At 70.8% G+C, this 25,534-nt stretch carries 16 protein-coding genes and 1 pseudogene; 9 read left to right on the top strand and 8 right to left on the bottom strand.

Translation table 11 applies throughout. The features are described 5' to 3' along the window. Nucleotides 1-17: 17 nt before the first annotated feature. Complete coding sequence (locus ACGFH9_RS28915) at nt 18-152, bottom strand: hypothetical protein (protein ID WP_393225405.1); 135 nt, start codon at nt 150-152, stop codon at nt 18-20. Nucleotides 153-257: 105 nt separating this feature from the next. On the opposite strand from ACGFH9_RS28915, the gene ACGFH9_RS28910 reads away from it, so the two are divergent. From ACGFH9_RS28910 to zwf, 5 genes are all read left to right on the top strand, one after another. After that, nucleotides 258-845, top strand: a complete 588-nt coding sequence (locus ACGFH9_RS28910) for a GDSL-type esterase/lipase family protein (protein ID WP_393225431.1) — start codon at nt 258-260, stop codon at nt 843-845. A gap of 144 nt (nt 846-989) precedes the next feature. After that, on the top strand, nt 990-1,247 hold the full coding sequence (locus ACGFH9_RS28905) for a three-helix bundle dimerization domain-containing protein (protein WP_393225402.1): 258 nt from the start codon (nt 990-992) through the stop codon (nt 1,245-1,247). A 156-nt stretch (nt 1,248-1,403) separates the two neighbouring features. After that, nucleotides 1,404-5,315, top strand: coding sequence for a Pls/PosA family non-ribosomal peptide synthetase (locus ACGFH9_RS28900; RefSeq protein WP_393225399.1), 3,912 nt, complete (start codon nt 1,404-1,406; stop codon nt 5,313-5,315). Continuing rightward, nucleotides 5,312-6,649, top strand: a complete 1,338-nt coding sequence (locus tag ACGFH9_RS28895; RefSeq protein ID WP_393225396.1) for a M1 family metallopeptidase — start codon at nt 5,312-5,314, stop codon at nt 6,647-6,649. The genes ACGFH9_RS28900 and ACGFH9_RS28895 overlap by 4 nt, the downstream gene beginning before the upstream one ends. Nucleotides 6,650-6,860: 211 nt before the next feature. Beyond that, complete coding sequence (zwf, locus tag ACGFH9_RS28890) at nt 6,861-8,354, top strand: glucose-6-phosphate dehydrogenase (protein WP_393225394.1); 1,494 nt, start codon at nt 6,861-6,863, stop codon at nt 8,352-8,354. A 129-nt stretch (nt 8,355-8,483) separates the two neighbouring features. On the opposite strand, the gene ACGFH9_RS28885 is transcribed toward zwf, so the two are convergent. From ACGFH9_RS28885 to ACGFH9_RS28875, 3 genes are read right to left on the bottom strand one after another with little or no spacing between them, the layout of a single operon-like run. After that, the gene (locus ACGFH9_RS28885) at nt 8,484-8,741 is read right to left on the bottom strand and encodes a hypothetical protein (RefSeq protein WP_393225392.1); all 258 of its coding nucleotides are present in this window, start codon (nt 8,739-8,741) and stop codon (nt 8,484-8,486) included. Beyond that, nucleotides 8,714-9,136, bottom strand: a complete 423-nt coding sequence (locus ACGFH9_RS28880; protein WP_393225389.1) for a hypothetical protein — start codon at nt 9,134-9,136, stop codon at nt 8,714-8,716. The genes ACGFH9_RS28885 and ACGFH9_RS28880 overlap by 28 nt, the downstream gene beginning before the upstream one ends. Before the next feature lie 15 nt (nt 9,137-9,151). Next, nucleotides 9,152-9,331, bottom strand: coding sequence for a hypothetical protein (locus ACGFH9_RS28875; RefSeq protein ID WP_393225386.1), 180 nt, complete (start codon nt 9,329-9,331; stop codon nt 9,152-9,154). A 40-nt stretch (nt 9,332-9,371) separates the two neighbouring features. Between ACGFH9_RS28875 and ACGFH9_RS28870 the strand changes: the two genes are divergently transcribed. Continuing rightward, entirely contained in the window at nt 9,372-10,433 is a 1,062-nt protein-coding gene (locus ACGFH9_RS28870; RefSeq protein ID WP_393225384.1) for an NAD(+)/NADH kinase, read from the top strand. Nucleotides 10,434-10,475: 42 nt separating this feature from the next. On the opposite strand, the gene ACGFH9_RS28865 is transcribed toward ACGFH9_RS28870, so the two are convergent. Beyond that, a complete protein-coding gene (locus tag ACGFH9_RS28865; RefSeq protein WP_393225381.1) occupies nt 10,476-10,844 on the bottom strand; it encodes a hypothetical protein in 369 nt (122 codons plus the stop codon). Here ACGFH9_RS28865 and ACGFH9_RS28860 point away from each other — a divergent pair. Beyond that, a complete protein-coding gene (locus ACGFH9_RS28860; protein ID WP_393225378.1) occupies nt 10,830-11,039 on the top strand; it encodes a cupin domain-containing protein in 210 nt (69 codons plus the stop codon). The genes ACGFH9_RS28865 and ACGFH9_RS28860 overlap by 15 nt on opposite strands. Before the next feature lie 149 nt (nt 11,040-11,188). Here the strand turns inward: ACGFH9_RS28860 and ACGFH9_RS28855 are convergent, their stop codons facing one another. The 3 genes and pseudogenes from ACGFH9_RS28855 to ACGFH9_RS28845 form a co-directional block, all read right to left on the bottom strand. After that, nucleotides 11,189-11,383, bottom strand: a complete 195-nt coding sequence (locus ACGFH9_RS28855) for a hypothetical protein (protein WP_393225376.1) — start codon at nt 11,381-11,383, stop codon at nt 11,189-11,191. Nucleotides 11,384-11,456: 73 nt separating this feature from the next. Next, a pseudogene (locus ACGFH9_RS28850) lies at nt 11,457-11,573 on the bottom strand (sporulation protein); the annotation flags it as partial. Between the two features lie 25 nt (nt 11,574-11,598). Beyond that, nucleotides 11,599-12,510, bottom strand: coding sequence for a sulfite exporter TauE/SafE family protein (locus tag ACGFH9_RS28845; RefSeq protein ID WP_393225373.1), 912 nt, complete (start codon nt 12,508-12,510; stop codon nt 11,599-11,601). Nucleotides 12,511-13,349: 839 nt separating this feature from the next. On the opposite strand from ACGFH9_RS28845, the gene ACGFH9_RS28840 reads away from it, so the two are divergent. Continuing rightward, nucleotides 13,350-20,705, top strand: coding sequence for an SDR family NAD(P)-dependent oxidoreductase (locus ACGFH9_RS28840; protein ID WP_393225370.1), 7,356 nt, complete (start codon nt 13,350-13,352; stop codon nt 20,703-20,705). Between the two features lie 73 nt (nt 20,706-20,778). Next, nucleotides 20,779-25,512, top strand: coding sequence for a beta-ketoacyl synthase N-terminal-like domain-containing protein (locus ACGFH9_RS28835; RefSeq protein WP_393225367.1), 4,734 nt, complete (start codon nt 20,779-20,781; stop codon nt 25,510-25,512). Nucleotides 25,513-25,534 lie beyond the last annotated feature (22 nt).

The raw sequence follows: 25,534 nt of genomic DNA, 5'->3' as shown, positions 1-25,534 counted from the left end.
CCGGCCAGCCGAGGGGTTCAGCAGAAGGCGCAGGTCGTGATCGTCCGGTCGATCGTCGGGACCACCGCAGCGCCGCTCTCCACCGTGTCGGTGGTGACGTCTGCTTCCTCGATTTCGATGTCAAACAGTTCGTTCATCTCGTGAACCGACATAGTCAACCTCCTCTGCTCGGGCGGAAGGTGTTACCCGCCGGCGACATTTTCCCGAACACCTCTGGACAGAGTCTGGATTGCGGGTGGGTCGACAGCTCGGCATGACTGGCCGCGGCCGAGGGCGGCGTAGAGCTGGTCAACCTGGGGTTCGGCGGAAGCGCGCTGCTCGACCCGTTCACCGCCCGCGCCATGCGGGACATTCCCACGGACCTGATCAGTGTCAAGATCGGCATCAACATCGTCGACAGCGACGTGATGCGTCTACGTGCCTTCACCCCTGCGGTCGACGGCTTCCTCGACACTGTCCGCGAAGGGCACCCGACCACACCACTGCTCGTCGTGTCCGCCATCCCGTGCCCGGTTCAGGAGGACACGCCCGGTCCCCTCGCGCCGGACTTCGAGGGCGGGACTCTGCGGTTCAAGGCCACCGGCGATCCGGCCGAGCGCAGCGCTGGGCGGCTGACCCTCAACGTCATCCGCGACGAACTCGCCCGGATCGTCGAACAGCGTTCGGCCGATGACCCGAACCTGCACTACCTCGACGGACGTGACCTGTACGGCGAGGCGGACTGCGCCGAATTCCCCCTTCCCGACGAGGTGCACCCCGACCCTGCCGGGCATCGCCGTATCGCCGAGAACTTCGCGCGGCTCGCGTTCGGCGACGGCGGCCCCTTCGCCACCAAGGCCGGCTGACGGCCTGTCGCGCGCCGCGCGGCGGTCCACCGACGGCACTGCAAGGCTGGCGGGCGAAGGTGAACTTTGCGGAAACGAATGAATGTGACGCGGATGTCCGGGGCATCACGTACGCCACACATAGGACGATCCGCGAGGTGACTGATGACCGAACCCACCGCCACCGGCGGTCTCGTTGATCCGGAGATCGCCCTGCAACGCCAGGTCGAGACGCTGAAACAACGTTTTCCGGATGTCGACCGCGCCGAACTCGCCAGGCGCGTACACGCGGCGTACGAGAGCCTCAAGAAGGAGGCCACCGTCGTCTCGCACCTCGTCGCCCTGACCGAAAAGCGCGTCACGGAGGATCTGCGCGACAACGGTGGGGAGGTTCAGATCCGCAGTGACGACACGGCCCCATAACCACGAGCCCCGATGGCTGTGGCGGCGCACACGAATTCCTTGCTGCGCCCGCACTTTCGGCCCGGCGCGACGTAGCGTTGAGGGCCGCCCAGGGCGGATCCGCATGCCGCATGCCTGGTTGACGCTGATCCGCTAGGTGAAGATGGTGAACGCTCGGTGCCTGTGCTGACTGACCCACAGCTGGATGCGATATCGCCGGGGGCGGTCGCCCCTGCGGTGTTCCACTCCTCGTCGGCCCCGTCCCGCCGCACGCTGATCGACATTCTCGACGAGTCCGTGCGCGTGCACGGCGAAGCCGCAGCTCTCGACAACGGTGCCACGACGATGACGTACCGCGAACTGGCCAACGCGGTCGAGGTCGTACGGATGTCGCTTGCTGGGCACGGGATCGGTGTCGGCGACCGCGTTGGCGTCCGGATTTCATCCGGCACTGCCGAGCTGTACCTGGCGATCCTCGGCGTTCTCGCCGCGGGGGCCGCCTACGTGCCGGTCGACGCGGACGATCCTGAGGAACGCATCGAGCTCGTGTTCGCCGAGGCGGGGGTCGTCGCGGTCCTGGGCGACGGGCTGGCGGTGTCGCTGCGCCGTACGCCCACCGGTCGGACCGGTCGGCCCGGCCCGGACGACGACGCCTGGATCATCTTCACCTCCGGCTCGACGGGCACCCCGAAGGGTGTCGCGGTCAGCCACGGTGCTGCGGCGGCTTTCGTGGATGCCGAGGCGCAGTTGTTCCTCGTCGACGAGGCCAGCGAGTCGATCGGTCCGCAGGATCGGGTCCTGGCGGGCCTGTCGGTGGCGTTCGACGCGTCGTGCGAGGAGATGTGGCTGGCGTGGCGGCACGGCGCATGTCTGGTGCCGGCGGCGCGGTCGCTCGTGCGCAGTGGCGTCGACCTGGGTCCGTGGTTGGCCGAGCAGCGGATCTCGGTGGTGTCGACGGTGCCGACGCTCGCTGCGCTGTGGCCGGTCGAGGCGCTGGAGGAGGTCCGGCTGCTGATCTTTGGCGGGGAGGCCTGCCCGCCGGAGCTCGCACAGCGCCTGGCCGTCGAGGGCCGGGAGGTCTGGAACACGTACGGACCCACCGAGGCGACCGTGGTCGCCTGCGCCGCACGATTGACCGGCGAGGAACCCGTACGCATCGGGTTGCCGCTGGCTGGCTGGGAACTCGCCGTGGTCGACGTCTCCGGCGCTCCGGTGGCGATGGGTGAGACCGGGGAACTGGTGATCGGCGGGGTGGGACTCGCCCGCTATCTGGACCTGGGAAAGGACGCCGAGAAGTTCGCGCCGCTGCCGGCGCTCGGCTGGCAGCGGGCGTACCGCAGCGGTGACATCGTCCGGGCGGAGCCGGAAGGTCTGCTGTTTGTCGGCCGCGGCGACGAACAGGTGAAGCTCGGCGGACGCCGGATCGAGCTGGGCGAGATCGACGCCGCGCTGCAGGCGTTGCCCGACGTCGCCGGTGCCGCCGCGGCGGTGCAGCGCACTCCCGCCGGTAACCAACTGCTCGTGGGTTACGTGGTTCCGCACGACGGCGTGACCTTCGATGCCGCGACGGCGGCGCTGCTGATCCGTGAGCAGTTGCCGGCCGCGCTCGTGCCGCTGCTGGCCGTGGTGGACGCGCTGCCGACCCGGACGTCCGGCAAGGTGGACCGCGCCGCGCTGCCCTGGCCACTGGCCACCGTCGAGGAGGCCGCGGGTCAGCTGACCGCGACGGAAGAATGGCTCGCCGACGGTTGGGCGGAGATCCTGGGCGTACGCCCCGCCGAGGCGGACGCGGACTTCTTCACCCACGGCGGTGGCAGCCTGAACGCGGCGCAACTGGTCGCGTGGATCCGGCGCCGGCACCCCGGGGTCTCGGTGGCCGACATCTACCTCCACCCACAACTGTCGCGGCTCGCGGCGGTGCTCGACGCGCTCGACACGACGGCGACGACGCGCCGGGAGGTTCGCCCGACGCCGAGGCGCTCCGGACTGATCCAGGCCGCGATGCTGGTGCCGATGCTCGCGTTGGTCGGGCTCCGCTGGTTGACCGTCGTGGCCGCCCTGGGCAACGTCTTTGCCCTACTCGCTGCGGCACCGTGGGCACCGACTGTGTCCTGGTGGTGGGTGGTGCTGGGCTGGCTTGTGCTGTTCAGCCCACTGGGTCGGATCGCCGTCGCCGCCGGTGGAGCGCGACTGCTGCTGCGCGGCGTACGCCCGGGCAGCTACCCGCGCGGTGGCGGCGTTCACCTGCGGCTGTGGGCCGCCGAACGCCTCGCCGACCTGACCGGCGCCACCAGCGTCGCCGGAGCGTCCTGGATGATCACGTACGCCAGGGCCCTCGGCGCGCAGGTCGGGGCGGACGTCGACCTGCACTCGGCACCCCCGGTGACGGGTCTGCTGAAGCTCGGGCGCGGTGCGGCCATCGAACCGGAGGTCGACCTGTCCGGCCACTGGGTCGACGGCGATGTTGTCCGCATCGGCAGGGTTCGTGTCGGTGCCGACGCCCGGGTCGGATCCCGCAGCACCCTGATGCCGGGCGCTCGGATCGGCAAGGGCGCCCGCGTCGCCGCGGGCTCGACGGTGACCGGAGCCGTACCGGCGAACCAACACTGGGCCGGCTCACCGGCCGCAGCCGGTGCCGCCGCCAAGGACTCGAGCGAGTGGCCGGGGCAGCGCCCCCTCCGATCACGGATGGGGGCTCGCCTCTGGCCGCTCGCGTACGGTGTGACCGCCCAACTGCTGGTGCTGGTTCCGGTCGTCGCCGCGCTGGGGGCGCTCGCCCCGCTCGGCTGGACGCTTGCCGTCCGACCGACGTTCGGCGCTGCGCTGGCCGCCGTCGCGGTAGCGGCTGTCGCCTACGTCGTGGGCTACGCGCTACTGGTGCTCGGGGCCGTCCGGGCGCTCAGCATCGGTTTGCGAGCCGGGTACCACCCTGTGCAGGGGCGGGTGGCGTGGCAGGTGTGGGCAACCGAGCGGCTGATGGGGATGGCCCGGGTCGGGTTGTTCCCGCTCTACGCCAGCCTCTTCACACCTGTGTGGTTGCGGCTGCTGGGCGCGAAGGTGGGGCGCGGGGTGGAGGCGTCCACCGTCCTCGCGGTGCCGGCGATGACCACCGTCGCCGACGGGGCCTTCCTGGCCGACGACACCATGGTCGCCACCTACGAGCTGAGCCATGGATGGCTGCGGGTCGCCCCGGCCCGCATCGGTAAGCAGGCATTCCTCGGCAACTCCGGAATGGCGGCTCCCGGGCGTTCGGTGCCCAAGCGTGGGCTTGTCGGGGTGTTGTCGTCGGCGCCGTTCAAGGCGAAGAAGGGCTCCTCGTGGCTCGGCGCGCCGCCGATGCCGCTGCGGCGGACCGTCGAGGCGGCCGACACCAGCCGCACCTTCGACCCGCCGGTTCGGCTGAGGGCGGCCCGGGCTGCGATCGAGCTGTGCCGGATCGTTCCGGTGATGTGCGCCGGCGCCCTGGCGGTCGGTGTCCTGGCCGTGCTCGCGTTGATCTGGCGGGCTGCCGGTTGGTGGGCTGCGGCGGCCGCCGCCGGGCCGGTGCTGCTGGGTGCGGCGATCGCCGCCGCCGCCGTCGCGACGGCCGCGAAGTGGCTGCTGGTCGGACGCTTCCGGGTCGCCGAGCGCGCGCTGTGGACCTCCTTCGTGTGGCGCAACGAACTCGCCGACACGTTCGTCGAGGTTCTGGCCGCGCCGTGGCTGGTCCGTTTCGCGACCGGCACACCGCTGCTCACGGCGTGGCTGCGCACGCTCGGTGCGAAGATCGGCCGGGGCGTCTGGTTGGAGACCTACTGGCTGCCCGAGTACGACCTGGTCCGCCTCGGCGACGGCGCGACGGTGAACCGCGGTTGTGTGGTGCAGACCCACCTGTTCCATGATCGTGTGATGAGCATGGACGAGGTGACACTGGACGCGGGGGCCGTACTGGGCCCGCACGGCATCGTCCTGCCGGGTGCGAGCATCGGGGCGCGGACCACCGTCGGGCCCGGTTCACTGGTGACCCGCGGCGACGCCGTGCCGAGCGACAGCCGATGGTTGGGTAACCCGATCACCGCCTGGCCGGCTCCAGCGGCACGGTCGCAATGAATCCAGAGGCGGCGTCGGGCGGCGCATCACCTGGCGCCGCCCGCTCCGGCGACTCCTACCTGCCCGAGCACGGCAACGGCGGCTACCAGGTGCGGCACTACGACCTCGACCTCGACTACCGGGTCGCGTCGAACCGGCTTGCGGGCCAGGCCGACATCACCGCGGTCGCCGTCCAGCCGCTCTCGCGGTTCACCCTCGACCTCGGTCGATTCCGCGTGCAGGACGTCCGGGTGAACGGGCGCCCGGCGAAGTACCTGCACCGTCCGGACAAACTGCAGATCAAACCCGAGCGGCCGATCGGCGCCGGGGACACCTTCCGGGTGGAGATTCGGTACGCGGGTAAGCCGGTGCCCATCCCCGGCCGGTGGGGTGAACTCGGCTGGGAGGAACTCACCGACGGGGCGCTCGTGGCCAGCCAGCCGAACGGATCGCCGTCGTGGTTTCCGTGCGACGACCAGCCCGCCGCAAAGGCCACCTTCCGGGTGGCTGTCACGGCACCCTCTCCGTACACGGTCCTGGTGACCGGTGACCCCGTGCTGCGGCGGCGAGGCCCACACGGCACGAGCTGGGTGTACGAGCGGCGCGAACCTACCTCGCCGTACTTGATGAGCGTGCAGGTCGGACGCTACGACATGGTGGATCTGACTGTCGGTGAGGTGGTACAGCGGGCGGCGATCCCGCCCGCACTACGCAGGAACGTGGCACACGACTTCGGCAGGCACGGCGAGATCATGTCGGTGCTGCAGCGGCTCTTCGGACCGTACCCCTTCCGGGAGTACGTGGTCGTGGTCGCCGACGACGTACTCGACGATCCCGTCGAGGCGCAGGGCATGGCCGTCTTCGGACGGAACCACGTCGACGGGCGGCGTACGCACGAGCGGCTCATCGTGCACGAGCTGGCCCACCAGTGGTTCGGCAACAGCCTCACGGTGGCGGACTGGCGACACATCTGGCTCAACGAGGGCTTCGCCACCTACGCCGAGTGGCTGTGGTCCGGCGTCTGCGGCGACCTGCCAACCGACGCCCTGGCCGCGCAGTGGTACGCGTGGGTCACGGCTCGCCCGCGAAACGTCGTCGTCGCGGATCCCGGCGTCGACCGCATGTTCGACCCGCTGGTCTACAAGCGCGGCGCGCTCACCGTGCACGCCCTGCGAAAGAGGATCGGCGACGAGTCCTTCTTCGCGCTCCTGCGAGCCTGGGCCGCCGAGCACCGCCACGCGACGGTGACGACCGAGCAGTTTCGGCTGCACGCCCAGCGATTCTCCCGCGATCCGCTGGACGATCTGTTCGACGCCTGGATCGACCGTCGGTCGCTGCCTCCACTACCTCGCTGACCAGGACGCCACCGGCACCGGCACCTCAGATGGCACATTCCTCCGTCGACAGGCCGCACCGAATCGTCACCGGGTCGCCTGTCCGTCAGCCGGCATGCGAGGCTCAAGCTCCGCAACCAACGGAGCCACGCCGCCCACTACCGCCACAGCCGCACCATCCCTGGCATGACCCCCCGACCTCACACCCCTTGTGCCCGGAGGAACGCAGACGATGGACCACGCATCCCAGCTCGTCCAGGAGCGGAGTGCCCCACCGGCCACGCTGGTGATCTTCGGTGCCTCCGGTGACCTGACCCGGCGCAAGCTGCTGCCCGCAGTGGAGAGCCTGGCTCGGCACGAGCGGCTCCCGGACCAGTTCGCGCTCGTCGGTGTCGCGCGCACGTCGATGACCGACGAGCAGTTCGTCGAGAGCGCCCTCGGCGAGAACGCCCTCGCCAGCAAGCGTCAACTTCAGGGCGGCGTGCGGTACGTGGCCGGCGGCTACGACGACCCGGAGACCTACAAACGGCTCGTGGAGACCCTCGACGAGCTCGACGCACAGCGGGGCACGTCCGGCAACCGGCTCTTCTACCTGTCCACCCCGGCCGGCGCCTTCGAGCCGGTGATCAACGGACTGGCCCGAGTCGGGCTCAACCAGCCACGCGAAGGCTCGTTCTCCCGCCTGGTCATCGAGAAGCCGTACGGGCGCGACGTGGTCACGGCCCGCGAACTCGACGGCGTCGTGCACAGCGCCTTCGACGAGCACCAGGTCTTTCGTATCGATCACTACCTGGGCAAGGACACCGTCCAGAACGTGCTGGCGCTACGCTTCGCGAACTCGATCTTCCAGCCCATCTGGGATCGCTCCTGGGTCGACCACGTGCAGATCACCGTCGCCGAGACCCTCGGTGTCGGCAGCCGCGGCGGCTTCTACGAGGAGGCCGGCGCGATGCGCGACATCGTGCAGAACCACGTGCTCCAGGTCCTCGCGCTGGCACTGATGGAGCCACCGGCCTCCTTCGAGGCCGAGGGCCTGCGCAACGAGAAGGTGAAGCTGCTACAGGCGATCCGCCTCCCCACCGACCGGGACATCGCCGAGGCCGCGGTCCGGGGCCAGTACACCCGGGGCGGCACCCGTGAGGAGCTGATGGCCGGCTACCGCGAGGAGGCCGGCGTCGACCCCCTGTCGCGGACCGAGACCTACGCGGCCATGCGGCTCAACGTGGACAACTGGCGCTGGGCCGGGGTGCCGTTCTACGTACGCACCGGCAAGCGCCTGCCGGCCCGGCTCACCGAGGTGGCACTGCAGTTCCAGCGACCGCCGCACCTGCCGATCCCGACCGATCAGCTCACCGGCCTCGACGCCGACGCGCTGATCCTGCGGATCCAGCCGAACGAGGGCATCTCGCTGCGCTTCGGTGCCAAGGTGCCGGGCCACTCCTTCCGGGTCCGCACCGCCACGATGGAATTCTCCTACGACCAGACGTTCGTCGAGGAGTCCCCGGAGGCGTACGAGCGTCTGCTCCTGGACGCGCTGATCGGTGACGCGTCGCTGTTCATCCGCAGCGACGAGGTGCAGCAGTGCTGGCGGATCGTCGACCCGATCATCGACCACTGGGAGAAGGACAACTCGCCGATCCCCACCTACGAGGCCGCCTCCTGGGGCCCGACCGACGCCGACCGGCTCATCGGCCGACACGGCCGCAAGTGGCGCAACTCGGCGTGACCCAGCCACTACACGTACGACCGCGCTGCTTGAGCCCGATCACTTGGGCTCAAGCAGCGACGGACAGCGCGGTCCGCAGGCTCCGGTGCGTCGCCGCCACGAGATCAGCCCGCCCGGATGGGTGGTCGGTCACGCCGCGGCCAACCGGCGCGTCGCCACGCCGACTATCAGCTCCACCGGCACGGTGTCGTGGCCGAGTCCGGCGAGCACCGGTACCCGTTCGACGGGCACCGGGTCGCCCGGCGCGGCGACGACGCGCTTGATGAGCAGGCGGGTGTCCGGCATGACGTACCGGACGCGCTCCGGTTCGAATTCCGCGACGAGGTCCGGATCGGCCCGATCCGGGCTGCGGAACACGATCAGCGCGCCCGGTCGCAGTCGCAGCACCTGTTGACGACGGACGAGCAGCCGGTCGCCGCCGTGGTAGGTGGGCGGCGGATCAGCGCGACGAGGTTGGCGCTCTCCCCGTCGAACCAGTCGAGGGCGGCGTCGGCGTCGGCGAAGCGCACCGGGTCGCGGACGGCCTCCGGCTCGGGCGAGATCCGCTTCGCCGCCGGCCGCAGCAGCGCCTCACCGGCGTCCGCCGCAGCCAGATACCAGGTGACCAGCCGTCGCTCGGCAGCGGCGTGCAGCTGTGGCGGATCGTCGGCGGACACGTCCCGGGCGAAGAGCAGCAACAGGTCGTGCAGCGCGTACCGGTCCGGTCCCGTGGCCACGACCAGGTGCGTGTCGACGAGCTCGTCGAGCAGCGCCCGGGTCTCCCCGGGCGACGACCCGACCAACGCGGCGCAGGCGGCTCAGGACGGAGCTGGCCCGGGAAAGAGACCGAGCAGACGGAACAGCCGGGCCGCCGGTGCCGACAGCGCCCGGTACGACAGGTCGAACGCGGCTCGGACGGCGACGCTGTACTCTTCGACGCTCAGCGCACGCCGCCGCCGGCACCCCACCGCTCCGTAGAGTGTTTCCGCAGTGGTCACGTCGGATGACGTAGGGAGCCGAGAGGACGTGGTGATTCGGATGCTCGTTGGCGTCGTCGTACACCCGACCAGGCCGCAGGCCGCCGAGACGGCGGACCTGGTGTCGCGGATCTGCGCCGAGCACGGCGCCACGGCGCGGACCCTGGACGTCTGGCGGGACGAGCAGAGCCCCGCCGACGTGCTGGCCGACCTGCCGCAGCGGCCGCAGCTCGTCGTCACCATCGGCGGCGATGGCACTCTCCTGCGCGGACTGGCCGTCGCGGTCGAGGCCGACGCACCCGTTCTCGGCGTGAAGGCCGGCCGGGTCGGCTTCCTCACCCCGTTTGCCGCGACGGACCTGCCGAGGGTGCTGGGCGCCGCCCTGACCGGCCGTGCGACCATCCAGCAACGCATGCTGCTCACCCTGCGGGCGTCGCGCCCGCTACAGGTCCCACCGGAGCTTCGGACCCTGCTGCGCTACGGCCGCGGTCCCGCGCCCGCCCCGCCCATCCCTCGACGGGGTACGCCCGACCAGGTGGGCTGGGGCGTCCCACTGGGCCTCAGCGGCCTCAACGACGTCGTGTTCGAGAAGCTCGGCCGGGACCGGCAGACCAGCGTGGCGGTGTACCTGTCCGGGCGGCTGTTCGCCACCTACTCCGCCGACGGCGTCATGGTCGCCTCACCGACCGGCTCCACCGCCTACTCCTTCGCCGCAGGCGGACCGGTCCTGTCGCCGCGCCTCAACGCCCTCGTCTTCACCCCGGTCGCCCCGCACATGGCGTTCAACCGAAGCATGGTCACCGCCCCGGACGAACCCGTGGGTGTCCAGGTGCTCCCTCGCTCGGGCCAGGTCACAGTCGTCGTCGACGGACGCGTACACGGGATCCTCGACCCCGGCGACTGGGTCGCCGTCTACCCCGCCCGACGCCGCGCGAAGCTCATCGTCAACGATGTCGACGACTTCTTCGGCCGACTCCGGGACCAGTTCTCGCTCGCCGACGCTCCCGCCGCCCGCGCCGACACCGACAGCCAGCCCCCACTGCTGATCTACCGACCGGACCTACCGATACCGGAGGACCTGCAACACCTGCACCTGCCGGCTGAGGGGTCCGATCCCGGCTGAGCCGCACGTCCCACGCCTCCGAACGCCGGAGCGGGGAAGCAGTCAGGGCGTGTAGACGATCGCCATGCGGGTGATGACGCCGAGCTCGGTGGCGACCGCGACCATGGCCTGCTTGTTGGACGCGAACCACGCGGCGAACTGTTTGCCCGTCATGGGACACGTGTCCCCCTTCTCCCGGGCGTCCATACACACGTCCCCCTGGGCGTCCTCCCACGTGAAGTAGTCGACGTCGTCGGCGAGCGGTACGGTGACCTTGGTTTCGCTCTCCTCCGTGATGTATGCCAGGTGCGTACACCGGCCGTCCGATCGTTCGATCTTGAATGCCCGGCAGTACGCGTCGCTGGCCATGAAGAGGATCGGTTCCACGACGGCGGATGCGTTCGCCGGGTCGTAGGAGTGCAGCGTCACCACCGACGTGGTGCTGCCCTGGGTGAGGTCGGCGAATCGGGGCTGGCCGCCGCGACGGCGATCCTGAGTGCCGAGTGTCCGCAGATCCTGGTGCCGGCGGGCCAGTGGCAGTCCGCGAGACCGGCGGGCGACGAGCACGTTCTCGTCAGCTGCGTGGTGAGTCCGGGCTTCGAGTTCGCCGACTTCCACATGCTGTGAGCACCAGCACTCGCGTCGTCGGTGCCGGTCAACATTGCCTACTACGGCAGACCAGCGTGGCGGTGCACCTGTCCGGGGGCTGTGCTGAGGGCGCAGATGCCCGGCGGCCAGGAGTTGCCGTGGCCACCGGGCATCTGGTGTGACGGGTGTTACTTGGTGCCGCCGGTCAGCGCGACCAGTGCGCTGGCGGTGCGGAAGTACGGGTTGCGTCCGAGGTCGCCGACGGTGGTGATGTTGAAGGCGTCCTTGAGGAGCTTGGCGTCGCCGTCGCTGGCCCCCGCGAGGGCCGCGACCGGGGCGTCGACCAGCTCGGAGGCTGAACCTTCATCGCGTCCGGTGTCCACCTGGCGGCCCGGTCGACGCTGTCGGCGTCAGCGCGCGCGGCGTGGTAGCGGCCGCACGAGTCGCGGGCGTACCGGGTGCGGCGTAGTACTCGACCTCCTGATGGAACGGCAGGCTCTGGTGCAGGCCGACGATGTGCCCACGTTCCAGGTCGGCGCCCTGGAACGGGAAGCCGAGCCGCCCGAACGCCTCCGGGCTGCCGCGCCGGCACGTTTGATCACTTGGATCGAGGCCTGTCAGCCGTTACTGATCGTGACGGTTGCTGCTGCTCCCTCTGGTGTTGACGGATCGAGTACGTCACGGCGGCCGCCCAGATCGCGCAGACGACCACGTAGCAGCCATAACGAACGGTGGCCGGGGCATCGAACCAGTCACTGCGTAGCAGGGTTCGGCTGTTGGTCAGCACGATCACGCCGCCGACCGCGGAGCCGAGCACCCGGGGCGGGACCATGCGGACGAGCCAGGCCGCCACCGGCGCGGCGACCACCCCGCCGACGAGCAGCCCGGCAACCCAGCCGAAGTTGACGTTCTCCGCACCGATACCGAGGAGGAAGCCGAGGCTCGCCGCGACGGCGACCAGGAACTCGCTGGTGTCGATCGATCCAATGACCTTGCGTGGTTCGAGCCTGCCGCTAGCCAGGATCGCCGGGGTGCCGATAGGCCCCCAACCGCCGCCACCGGTGGCGTCGACGAAGCCGGCGAGCAGGCCCAGTGGACCGAGGAATCGCCTGCGCAGCGGCTTGCCCACGTTGCCCTTCGCCAAACCGAAAGCGGTGAAGCGGACCAGGAGGTAGCTACCGAGAGTGAGCAGTATCAGCGATACGATCGGTGCCGCCGCATCGGTGGAGAGGCTGGACAGGAAGGTCGCGCCGGCGAAGGCGCCGACCGCACCCGGAATGCCGATCCGCGCGACGACCTTCGCGTCGACGTTGCCGAATCGCCAGTGGGCGGCACCCGAGGCGAGGGTCGTGCCGATCTCGGCGAGGTGCACGGTGGCGGAGGCGGCGGCCGCATGGACGCCGACGGCGAGCAGCAGGGTTGTCGAGGTCACGCCGTAGGCCATGCCGAGACTGCCGTCGACCAGTTGGGCGCCGAGACCGACCAGGGCCAGCAGGAGAATTTTGCGCATGAGGGACCACCAGTTCGTTGGGGGCAGGTGGAAGGGGAAGCAGACCGCTCGGGTTGGACGGGCGGGTGGGCGGCCCGTCGGCGAGGTCCTGCCGGTCTGGTGAGGGCCGACGGGGCATCCGGCGGGGCCGCCGGGCACGCGGGCGTGGCGACATCGACCCCGAGGGTGTCGAGGAACGGACGTACGGAGGGATGGCGTGGAGCCACCGCCATGGAGGGCTCGCCAAGCACGCCGCGCCCGGCTCGAACCGGCGCGGACCGGTGGCGCCGACCGGGGCCGCCCGGCGGTGGTCGGTCAAGCGACGGGCCCCGGTCGCCCCGCTCGATGACATGGCATTTTGTCGGTCGATTCCCCTCCTCTCCGATAGGCATTCGGCCCATTCAACGAGGGCCAACCGGGGACCAATTCCATACTCAGGAAGTAGGAATGGTTCCGGCCCCATCAAACCGACCAGATAAGAGTGCTTTTATAAGCCGGATCTGCAAGATGATAGTGATGGATGTCACTTTTATGCCGGGCTAGTAACATCTCTGAATTCAAAGTACGTCGATAGTTAACACCACGCCTGGTGACCGGAGCCCGGCCGCCGGCCAGCCACCCCAGGTCGGGCTGTCACGCCGCGACGGACGGAAGGCGTCCCGCGTCTCATCGATGCGATCGGAAGAACCGCAGGCCAGCGGGTTACTTTGAGAAAGTTAACTGAGCCGTAACTAAGCTGGCCTAACTTAAGCGGAGCCCGAGATCGACAGACGACAATTCTCTGCGGGCAGCAGCCCCGATTGATCATCTGATTCATTCGGTCGCGTCCGAGACCCGGCGCCCAATGAAGTGGGAGTCCGATGAGCCCTGCACCGAACACGCGCGATCTCGTAATCGTGATCAGCGCCGGTAGTCTCCTCGAACCCAGTCCCGGGATCGTCACCGCCGCCCGCCGCGGCGGCGGTCACGGCGTCCTGGATCTCGCCTCCGGCGACAGCTGGACACTCACCGCCCTGGCCCAGGCGGCAGCCGGGTCGAGCGGACCGATCGGCGTACGCGTACCGGCCGGCTGCACCGCCACGCCGGCCGACGTGGAACGGGCGGGCCACGGCCGGGTCGATCTCCTGGTCCTACCGCCGGATGCGCCCTGGCCACTGGCCGACGTGGTCGACAGGTACCGCGTGCTCGTCGAGGTGACCAGCCTCGACGACGCCCGGTACGCCGCCGCCGCCGGAGCGCACGGGCTCATCGCGCAGGGCATGGAGGGTGGCGGCACAGTCAGTGAGCTCAGCTCGTTCGTCCTGCTCCAGCAACTGGCCGCAGCCGACGACATCGACCTGCCGATCTGGGTCGCCGGCGGCGTCGGCCCCCGCACCGCCGTCGCCTGTGTCATCGGCGGCGCGGCCGGCGTCGTCCTGGACAGCCAGCTCACCCTCATGCCGGAGTCGGAGCTCCCGACGGACGTGCGGGGCACGATCCGTCGAATGGACGGGTCCGAGACGGTCCTCATCGACGGTGTTCGCGGAATCCGGCGAGGCGGTCCGCACGACAGCGCCTCACAACTGCTGCCGATCGGCCAGGACGGCTGGCTCGCCGCCGTCTTCGCCCGGCGCTGGCCCGACACCGCCACCGCCGTACGCGGAATCCGCGCCACAGTGCTCGAAGCGATCGCCGAGACGGCTGCTGGGGACGCCCTGGCGCCGGGCTCCGCTCTCGCCGACGCCCTCAACATACGGGTACCCGTGGTGCAGGGCCCGATGACCAGGGTCAGCGACGAGGCCCCGTTCGCGGCCGCGGTTGCCGCCGACGGCGCGCTGCCCTTCATCGCGCTCGCACTGTCCGGTGCGGAACAGTCCCGCCGGGTGCTCCGGGAGACCGCTGATCGGCTGGGCGACCGGCCCTGGGGCGTCGGGGTGCTGGGCTTCGCGCCCAACGAGCTGCGCGCGGCACAACTTGCGGCGATCCGGGAGATCAGACCCGCGTGCGCCATCATCGCGGGCGGGCGGCCGTCCCAGGCCACGGCGTTGGAGCAGGACGGGATCAATACCTTCCTGCACGTGCCGTCACCGGGGTTGCTGCGGCAGTTCCTGCGGGCGGGGGCGCGCAAGTTCGTCTTCGAGGGCGCCGAATGCGGCGGGCATGTCGGACCACGGGCGAGCTTTCCCCTGTGGGAGGCGCAGTTGCTGGTGCTCGAAGAGTTCCTGGCGGACAAGCCGGACGACGCCGGGCGGCTGCAACTGCTGTTCGCGGGCGGCATCCACGACGCCCGCTCGGCGGCTATGGTCGCCGCGATGGCGGCCCCGCTGACCGGACGCGGAGCGCGGATCGGGCTGCTGATGGGGACCGCCTACCTCTTCACCAGCGAAGCGGTGCAGGAGGGCGCGATTCAACCCCTGTTCCACCGTGCGGCCATCGCCGCCACCGGCACGTCGCTGCTGGAGACCGCCCCCGGACACGCGACCCGCTGCCTGCCCAGTCCGTTCGTGGACGACTTCCACGGCGTACGGGAGGAGCTGGAGTCGGCCGGGGTGGAGAACCGCCAGGTCTGGGAGCAACTGGAACTGCTGAACGTCGGCCGGCTGAGGATCGCCAGCAAGGGCGTACGCCGGGAGAACGACGGCCTGGTGGAGGTCGACGAGGCGGTGCAGGCCGTCGAGGGGATGTTCATGGCCGGCCAGGTCGCCGTGCTGCGCCACGCACCGACCACTGTCGCAGAGCTGCACGCACAGGTCACCACCGAGGCACGCGAGTTCCTGGCGGGACGGGCCGCCGCCCTGCGCGCGGAACTCATCGCGCCGACCGTGCCGGAGGACGAGTCACCCACGCCGCTGGACATCGCCATCGTCGGCATGTCCTGCATCCTTCCCGGCTCCCCCGACCTGCACAGCTTCTGGCAGACCGTCCTCGGTGGTACCGATGCGGTCACCGAGGTGCCGACCGACCGGTGGGACGTCGACACGTACTACGCGCCCCAGGTGGACCCGGGAATGGCGGGTCGGATCAGTGTCTCCCGGTGGGGCGGGTTCATCGAGCCGGTTCCGTTCGACGCGATCCGGTACGGGATTCCCCCGGCGGCGCTGAGCAGCATCGACCCGACCCAGTTGCTCGCGCTCGAGGTGGCACATCGGGCGCTCGTCGACGCCGGATACCCGTACGACGCGGCCGGCGCGGACCACCGGCAGACCGGGGTGGTGTTCGGGGCCGAGGCTGGCAGCGACATGGGTCACGCCCAGACGCTGCGGACCATGCTCCCGGCCTACCTCGGGGACGTGCCGGCCGAGTTGGAGGACCAACTCCCCACCGTCACCGAGGACAGCTTCCCCGGCGTGTTGGCCAACGTCATCGCCGGTCGGATCGCCAACCGCCTCGACCTCGGCGGTCCCAACTACACCATCGACGCCGCCTGCGCCTCGTCGCTCGCCGCCATGGACGCCGCCTGCAAGGAACTCAGCGCCGGCAGCAGCGACCTGATGATCTGCGGCGGCGCCGACCTGCACAACGGCATCAACGACTACCTGATGTTCACCTCCGCGCACGCCCTCTCCCCCACCGGACGATGCCGCACGTTCGACAGCACCGGCGACGGCATCGCCCTCGGCGAGGGGGTGGCGTGCGTCGTCCTGAAGCGGTTGGCCGACGCCGAACGCGACGGCGACCGGATCTACGCCGTGATCAAGGGCATCGGAAGCTCCAGCGACGGACGGGCGCTCGGGCTCACCGCGCCGAGAGCGAGCGGGCAGCGACGCGCCCTCGACCGGGCGTACCACCGCACCGGGATCTCGCCCCGACAGGTCGGTCTGGTCGAGGCGCACGGCACCGGCACGGTGGTGGGCGACCGTACCGAACTGGAGACGCTGACCCGGTTCTTCGACGAGGCCGGCGCGGAGCCCGGTAGTTGCGCCCTGGGCTCGGTGAAGTCGCAGATCGGGCACACCAAGTGCGCGGCGGGCCTGGCGGGTGTGATCAAGGCGAGCCTCGCTCTCCACACCGGAGTGAAGCCACCCACGATCCACCTGACCCGCCCCAACCCGGCGTGGAATCCGGAGAGCAGCCCCTTCGCGTTCTACACCGGCGTTCGCCCGTGGATCGCGCCGGCGGCCGAGCGGCTGGCCGGGGTGAGCGCGTTCGGGTTCGGCGGGACGAACTTCCACACCGTGCTCAGCGCGTACCCGAACAGCCCGGAGCCACGGCACACCCGGCAGTCCTGGCCGGCGGAGCTGTTCTGCTTCCGCGGCGCCGATCGGCCCGCCGCACAGCTGCGGGTACGGCGGCTGCTGGAGATGCTGTCGAACCGCGACGAGCTGGGCCGACCGTGGTCGTTGCGGGACCTGGCCGCGTCGCTGTCCGACGAGGCCGACCACCGGGCCGGCGCGGTCCGGATTGCCATCGTCGCCCGTGACCGGGACGAACTCGCCGAGCTGTTGGGCCGGGCCGTCGCCGGCGAGCACGACCCGGCGCGCGGGCTGGTCCAACCGTCGGACGACCCGGAGCCGGGCAAGGTCGCCTTCCTCTTCCCCGGTCAGGGCAGCCAGCGGCCGGGGGCGCTCGCCGAACTGTTCGTCGCGTTCCCCGAGCTGCGGCACTACCTGCGCCTCGGCGCCGAGTGGGCGGACCTGCTCTTCCCGCCGTCGGCATTCGACCCGGAGACGGCGCGCGAGCAGGAGGACCGGGTACGCGACACCCGGGTCGCCCAACCCGTCCTGGGCATCGGCGGCCTCGCGGTCGACCACCTGTTACGTCGGCTGGGCGTCCGGCCGGACCTGACCGGCGGACACAGCTACGGGGAGCTCGTCGCGCTCTGCGTAGCCGACGCGTTCGACCCCGAGACCCTGCTCGCGCTGAGCCGGCAACGGGCCGATGCGATCCTCGCCGCCACCGGCGACGATCCGGGCACCATGGCGGCGGTCACCGGCACCGCCGAGCAGGTGAGCCAGGTGCTCACCGCATCGGGACTGGCGGGCGAGGTCGTGCTGGCCAACCGGAACACGCCGACGCAGGTCGTGATCTCCGGGCCGACTCCCGCGGTCGGGTCGGCGGTGGCGGCGCTGCGCGAGGGCGGGCTGTCGGCCCGTCAGCTCTCCGTCGCGTGCGCGTTCCACAGCCCGGTGGTGGCCGACGGCACCACACGTTTCGCCGAGGCGCTGGCGTCCAGCACGGTACGGGAGCCGGCCATCCAGGTCTGGTCGAACCACACGGCCGCCCCGTACGACGGGGACGCCGACCGGGTACGTGACCGGCTCGCCGCGCAGATCGGCGCGCCCGTGCGGTTCGTCGAACAGATCGAGGCGATGTACGCCAGCGGCGCTCGGACCTTCGTGGAGGCCGGCCCCGGTCAGGTTCTCACCAAACTGGTCCGGGCCATCCTCGGCGACCGGCCGCACCTCGCGGTCGCCACCGAGCCCCGCCCCGACGAGGGGCTGCGTGGCTTCCTCGTCACTATCGCCCAACTGGCCTGTGCTGGCGTCCCGGTTCGGACCGGTTGGTTGTTCCAGGGCCGCGACACAGCGGACCTCGGGACGGTCAAGACGGGCCAGCGTCCGTTCTGGACCGTGGACGGCCAGCTCGTGCGAGATCAGTCCGGGAACAGCCTGCCCGGTGGAATGACGCCCCCACGACGGATCAAGGAGTTGTCGATGACCGCTTCGAACGGGACCGCCTTCAGTGGCCGGGACAGCCGCGACGAGTTGCTGAGCGAGTTCCTCCGCACCAGCCGGGACATGATCGCCTCGCAGCGGGACGTGATGCTCGCGTACTTCGGCGACGGCGCGGGTGGCCGGCTCGTGTGGCAGCCCTCGCAAGCCTACCCGCCGATGGTGTTGCCGGGTCACGGGAGCGAGGTCGCCCCGGTCGCGACGACGACGGCGGTGGTGGCCGCTCCCCCGGCCGCACCGACGGGCGGGATCGACGTGGCCGCCGTGGCGGTCGCCGCGTCCGGTCCTGATTTCCAGAGCGCGATCCTCGATGTGATCAGCGAGCGCACCGGCTACCCGGTGGACCTGATCGAACTCGACCTCGACCTCGAAGCCGACCTCAGCATCGACTCCATCAAACGCGCCGAAGTCGCCGGCGAAGTCGCGGCACGACTGGGCCTCGCCGTCGACGGCGACCAAGCCGAACTCGAAGACCTCGTCAAGGCCCGCACCGTACGCACCATGGTCGACTGGCTCAACCAGAAAATACAGTCGACGACGAGTGCGACCGTGATCCACGCGACCGCCGTACTCGGCCCGGCGAACGGGATGGCGCACTCCACCGCTCTGGTCGCGACCGGCACCGCGGTCTTGACCCGTCCCGACTTCCGAAGCGCGATCCTCGATGTGATCAGCGAGCGCACCGGCTACCCGGTGGACCTGATCGAACTCGACCTCGACCTCGAAGCCGACCTCAGCATCGACTCCATCAAACGCGCCGAAGTCGCCGGCGAAGTCGCGGCACGACTGGGCCTCGCCGTCGACGGCGACCAAGCCGAACTCGAAGACCTCGTCAAGGCCCGCACCGTACGCACCATGGTCGACTGGCTCAACCAGAAGACGCAGGGGGTCAGCGCGGCGGCACCGTCGCCGCGTAACGGCGCGCTGGCCCCGACGCCCGCGCCACGTGCCCTCACCGCACCCACGCCGAAGGTGGCACCACCCGCGGGAGCGCCCTCGGCCCTGGCCACGATGAGCCCGGTCATCGCACCCGCGCCGGTCCCCACCGTGTCGGTCACCGCCACCGGCCGGGCCGGGATCACGCCGAAGCGGCTACTGCCCCTGGCGACGGTGATCGCGGGACCTCCCGGCCCGGACGCCGGCGCCCCACTGGCCGGGCAGCGGGCCGACGTGCTCGCCGGAACACGTTTTCTCATCACCGGCGCCAACCCGGCGCTGGCGTACCTCGCCGAACTGCTCCAGGAGCAGGGCGCGGCCGGGCAGACGGGTGTGGTGGACGAGAGGCAGGCCGACCAGCTCGCCGGCTTCGACGGGCTGATCCTGCTGGACGGTCTGGACGGCGTCGGAGCACCCCTACTGCCCGACATTTTCCCGTTTCTCCAGCAGGCGCTCGCGGCCGGTCCCCGCTGGCTGCTCGCGGCAGGACCGGTCGGCGGCACGAAACGTAGCGACGGCCTGGCCGGCCTGTTCCGGACCATCGCCAGGGAATACCCACAGGTCACGGCCAGGTACGTCCAGGTCGACGGTGCCGCCGACCCGCAGCAGATCGCCCGACACCTGATCGACGAGCTGCTGGTCCCCGGGGAGACCCCGGCCGTCGTGCGGTGCGAGACCGAGCGGACAACTGACGACCTCGCACCGGTGGCGCTGGGTGCGGTGGCGACGAGCGGCGCCGGGCCGGCCGGTGACGGCGCCTCCGAGGCCACGGCGATCGGCCTCGACCAGGATTCGGTGGTGGTGCTGGTCGGCGGGGCTCGCGGGATCACACCCTGGTTCGCCCGCGCGGTGGCCATGGCGAGCCGCTGCCGGATCGAGCTGGTCGGCCGCACACCGCTGCCGACCGAGCCGGAGGATCCGGACCTGGTGTCGGCGCGGGACAAGGCGTCGTTGCGTGCCGCGCTCGCCGGCCGGGGTCTGCGGTCACCGGCGCAGATCGAACACACCGCGCAGGCGATCCTGGCCGCCCGCGAGGTCGAGAGGACCCTCGCCGAACTGCGGGAACTGGGCAGCGAGGTGCGCTACCACGCCCTCGACGTGCGGGACGCGTCGGCGATCCGCAGCCTACTGCTGGACACCGAGCGTACGTACGGTCGAGTTGACGGCGTGGTGTACGCGGCCGGCGTGATCGAGGACAAGCTGATCGCGCAGAAGGACCCACAATCGTTCGCCCGGGTGTTCGGCACCAAGGTCGACGGGGCCCGTTCCGTACTGGCCGGCCTGGACGAGCTGAACTCGCCGCCTCGGTTCGTGGTGCTGTTCGGCAGCATCGCCGCGGCATACGGCAATCGAGGTCAGAGCGACTACGCCGCAGCGAACGACGCGATCGACGCGATCGGCGCCCGCTGGGCGGCCAGCACCGGCAACCGCTGTCTGACCGTGCACTGGGGCCCGTGGGCACCTGGTGCCGGGCACGGCGGGATGGTCAGCGACGAGCTGAGTCGGGAGTACGCGCGCCGCGGCATCGAGCTGATCGACCCCGAAGCGGGTGCCTTCAGCCTGCTCAGCGAGTTGGCCTGGGGCGACCCGAAGATCAACTCTGTGGTCTACACCGCCTCCGGCTGGTGATCGTCCAGCGGATGCGGTGGCACCCGCGCCGTACACCCGGTACGCCCGTCGACGGTGGAGCGAGAGGTCGAAAATGAACACGAGTACCGATCGGAGCGACCCGATCGCGATCGTCGGGATGGCGGCGGTGATGCCCGGCGCCGGCAACCTGGAGAGCTACTGGCGGAACCTGGTCGACGGGGTGGACGCGATCACCGACGTGCCGGCGCACCGGTGGGACGAGGAGTTCTACGACCCGGAGCAGGCCCACCGGCCGGACCGGATGTACTGCCGTCGCGGCGGGTTCGTCGACGAGTTCGCGACCTTCGAGCCGCTGCGGTTCGGCATCATGCCCGCCTCGGTGGCGGAGATCGAACCGGACCAGCTCATCGCGCTGAACGTGGCCGCCGCCGCGATCGACGATGCCGGCGGCGCGGACCGACTGCCCGGCGGCGACCGGGTCGGTGTGATCCTCGGGCGGGGCGGCATCCTCAGTCCGGCTCAGGCCCGCTACGCCCAACGGGTGCGGATGTCGAGCCAGGTCGTCCAGGTGCTGCGGGAGCTGATTCCGGAGCTGGACCAGAGCCGGCTCGACCTGGTACGCGAGAAGTTCGACGAACGGCTCGGCCCGTACCAGCCGGAGGGGACGATCGGTCTGGTGCCGAACCTGGCCGCGTCCCGGGTGGCCAACCGGCTGAACCTGCGCGGTCCGGCGTACACCCTGGACGCGGCCTGCGCCTCGTCGCTGATCGCGGTCGACCAGGCGATCAATGAGCTGACCAGTGGACGGTTGGACGCCGTCCTGGCCGGTGGTGTGCACCACGTCCACGACATCAGCTTCTGGTCGGTGTTCAACCAGTTGCGGGCGCTGTCCAGGCGCGGTGAGAGCCGGCCGTTCCACCGGGAGTCCGACGGCTTGCTGATCGGCGAGGGCACCGGTGTGGTCGTACTCAAGCGGTGGTCCGACGCTGTCCGGGACGGCGACCGGGTGTACGCGGTCATCCGGGGCAGCGGGATGTCCAGCGACGGCCGCTCGGCGAGCATGTTCAACCCCGCCTCCTCCGGACAGGTGCTGGCCATCCGGCGGGCCTGGCAGGCCGCGGGGCTGGACCCGACCGCGCCGGACGCGGTGGGCTTGCTGGAGGCGCACGGCACCGGTACGCCGACCGGCGACGCGGCCGAACTGGTCTCGGTCGCCGAGGTCTTCGGCCCGCACTCGGGCGACGGCCCGCGCCCGGTGATCGGGTCCGTCAAGTCGATGATCGGGCACACCATGCCAGCCGCCGGGATCGCCGGCCTGATCAAGGCCACACTGGCGGTGTACCGGGGAGTCCTGCCGCCCACGCTGCACTGCGAGGACCCACGCTCGGAGATGGCCGCGACCCGGTTCGCCCCGATCCCCACCGCCCGCCCGTGGGAGAGCGACGGGCCGCGTCGCGCCGGAGTGAACGCCTTCGGCTTCGGCGGCATCAACGCACACGTCATCATCGAGCAGGCGCCCGAGCCCAACGGTGTACGGAACCGGCCGACCGGCGGGCAGCCGTCGGCGGCGATCGGAGCGGATGTCGGAGGAGGCGCGGCGTCGACCGTGGCCAGCTCGACGGTTGCGGTGACCGAGCCGGACCAGGTGCTCTGGCTCGCCGCCCCGGACCCCGTCCGGTTGGCCGGCCTGCTGTCCCGTGACGACCACGAGGTGCGGGCCCTCGGCGTCGAACGGGCCCGGAGCAACCGGCCCGCCAACGGGGCCGAGACGTGCCGACTCGGCATCGTCAACCCGACCGACAAGCTGCTGGCTGTCGCCCGCAAGACGGTCGCCCGCGGTCAGGCGTGGCGGGGCGGACGGGACATCTGGTTCAGCCCGTCACCGCTGCTGGCCTCCGGCACCGGGCGCCTCGCCTTCGTCTTCCCCGGCCTGGAGGCGGAGTTCGCGCCCCGTACCGCAGACATCGCCGCGCACCTCGGACTGCCCGACCGGCAGTGGTCCGCCTCGGACCTGGGCCAGCACGGCGCCGGGCTGATCGAGGTCGGCAAACTCCTCGACAAGGCGCTGCGCCACATCGGCGTGCTACCGGACGCGGTCGCCGGACACAGCATTGGCGAGTGGACCGCCGCCGCGACCAGTGGTCAGATCAGCACGGCGGCGATGGATGAATTCCTGGAACTGTTCAACGCCGACTCGGTCGAGGTCTCCGGATACGTGTTCGCCGCCGTGGGAGCTGGCGCGGACCGGGTCACCCCGATGCTGGGTGACTTCCCGGGGGTTCTGCTCTCGCACGACAACGCCCCGGCGCAGTCGGTGGTGAACGGCCCCGAACCTCAGGTGGACCGGCTCGTCGAGGCCCTGCGTACGGAGAACGTGCTGTGTCAGAAGCTGCCGTTCCGGTCGGCCTTCCACACTCCCGTGTTCGTCGACGGCCTGCAGTCGATCGGCGCGGCACTGCGCCGGTGGGAGGTACACCCGACCCGGATACCGGTCTGGTCGGCGACCCTGGCGGCACCGTTCCCCGCTGACGAGGCACAGGTCAATGCCCTGTTCGTCAGGCACATGATGGAACCGGTCTGGTTCCGTCAGACCGTAGCGGCGATGTACGGCGCCGGGGTACGGGTCTTCCTCCAGGTTGGTGCGGGACAGCTCGCCTCGCTGATCAGCGACAACCTGCGCGGCCGTGAGCATCTCGCGATGCCAGTCAACGTGAAGCACCGCAGCGGGCTGGACCAGCTCCGCCGGGTCGCCACCGCGATCTGGGTGGAGGGCGGCAGCCCGAACCTGGCCGCGCTCGATCCACCGTTGGCGAAGGCACCCGCGAAACCGGTACGCCGTGGCCCGTCGATTCCGCTGGACCTCGGTGGGCCGCTGGTCCGGCTCGGAGCCGGCGCAGCCGGTCTGCTCGGCGTGTCAGCAGGCGGCACCCCGCCGAGCCACCTGTCTGCGGGCCCGCCGGAGCAGGGTGCGGCCGTGCCGATCGGCGCGGTCAGGGCGGGGCGCCAGCCGGAGCCGGCGGGTACCGGCACCAACCCGGCGGCGGCGCTTGCCGCCCTGCACCGGTTGACCGGACGGTCCAGCGCTGCCGCGGAACTCGCCGCGCTGTTGCAGGACACGGCTCGGGACGCGGTGAACGTGCTGGACGCGGCCGCCCGACCGGCTCCGCCCGGAGCGCCGCGCCCGGGTGTCGGACAACCTCCGGTCGCCCAGCCTGCCGGATCCTCCCGAACCGCCGCGCCCGAGAGCCGGGGCACCGACACCGCCGGCAACGGCAACCCCGGTGCGGTACGGCGGTTCACGTTGCGGGTCTCCGTCGAGAGCATGCCGTACCTGAGAGATCACTGCTTCTTCGTCCAGCCACCGGACTGGCCGAACGTGGAGGACCGGTGGCCAGTGGTGCCGGCCACCACCCTGGTCCAGCACATGGTCGACGCGGCGGAGCAGGCCATGCCGGGCATGCGGGCGGTGGCCGTACGCGACGCCCGGTTCAACCGTTGGCTGATAGCCGAGCCAGGTCAGGACGTCGAGATCACAGTGAAGCCGACCGGTGACGGCCTGTTCTCGGTCACCCTCGGCCCGTACGCCCGGTCGACAGTGGAACTCGCCGCCGACTATCCGGCGTACCCGCCCGAGGTGTGGCGGCACGACCCCGCGACCGAACGACCGCCACGGATCAGCGCCGAGGAGATGTACGCCGAGCGACTGATGTTCCACGGCCCCCAGTTCCAGGGTGTCACCGCCGTACACGCCCTCGGCGACATGCACGTTCGGGGAGTGGTCACCGCACCTGTGCCGCCGGGCGCGCTGCTGGACAACGCGCTACAGCTGATCGGCAACTGGCTCATCACCACACAGCCGTTCCGTACCGTGGCGTTGCCCGTGGGCCTGGGCCACATCCGCTACTTCGGTCCCCCACCGGCACCCGGTACGGCCTTCGAGTGTGTGGCCCGGGTGCGCTCGATCGACGACGCACAACTCGTCGCGGACACCCAACTGGTGGTCGACGACCGGGTGTGGGCACAAATCGAGGGCGCGGTCGACCGGCGCTTCGACAGCCACCCGCAGGCTCGGCCAGCGGAACGGTTCCCCGAGCGGCATCCGATGTCCCTGATCCAACCCGAGGGCTGGACGATGGCCTTCGACTGCTGGACCGACCTGGTCACCCAGGGCATGGCCGCCCGCGGCATCCTGGGCTCGGCCGCGTACGAGCACTACGAACGGCAGCCCGCCAGATCCCGCAAACAGTGGCTGTTGGGCCGGATCGCGGTGAAGGACGCCGTCCGGTTCCGGTTGTGGGAGGACGGGCACAGCGACGTCTACCCCATCGAGTTGACGGTCGGCAACGATCCGAACGGGCGACCCCGGGTGTACGGACGTCCGGGCCGTGACCTGCGCGACTGCGATGTCTCGCTGGCGCACTGCGCGGAGATCGGCGTCGCGATCGCGAAACCCCGTCCTCCGGCGTCGCCACCCGACGCACCCGGCATCGGCATCGACGTCGCCGAGATCACCGACCATCCGGAGAGCACCCTGGGCTTCGCCCTGACCGACGGGGAGACCGCCCTGCTGAACTCGCTCAGCGACGACGCGCAGGACCGACGGCGGTGGTTCACCCGGTTCTGGGCCGCCAAGGAGGCCGTCGGCAAGGCCGAGGGGACCGGACTCGACGGGCGCCCGCGCCAGTTCGTCGTGCAGAGCGCCACGGACACGGCGCTCACCGTCCTCGTCGAAAACCGGAGCTACCCGGTCCAGCACCGCGAGGTCGGAAATCCCGAAGACCTACCGCCCCGACGGTACGTCGTCGCCTGGACCTGGGGCCCGCAGACCGGGGCCGATCAGCCGTGACCGGCATCCACTCCCGACCAAC

It is taken from the genome of Micromonospora sp. NPDC049102, from assembly GCF_043197485.1.
Taxonomy (GTDB): domain Bacteria; phylum Actinomycetota; class Actinomycetes; order Mycobacteriales; family Micromonosporaceae; genus Micromonospora.
The sequence above is the reverse complement of the archived record's forward strand: the minus strand, read 5'-3'. Positions and strand labels throughout refer to the sequence as shown.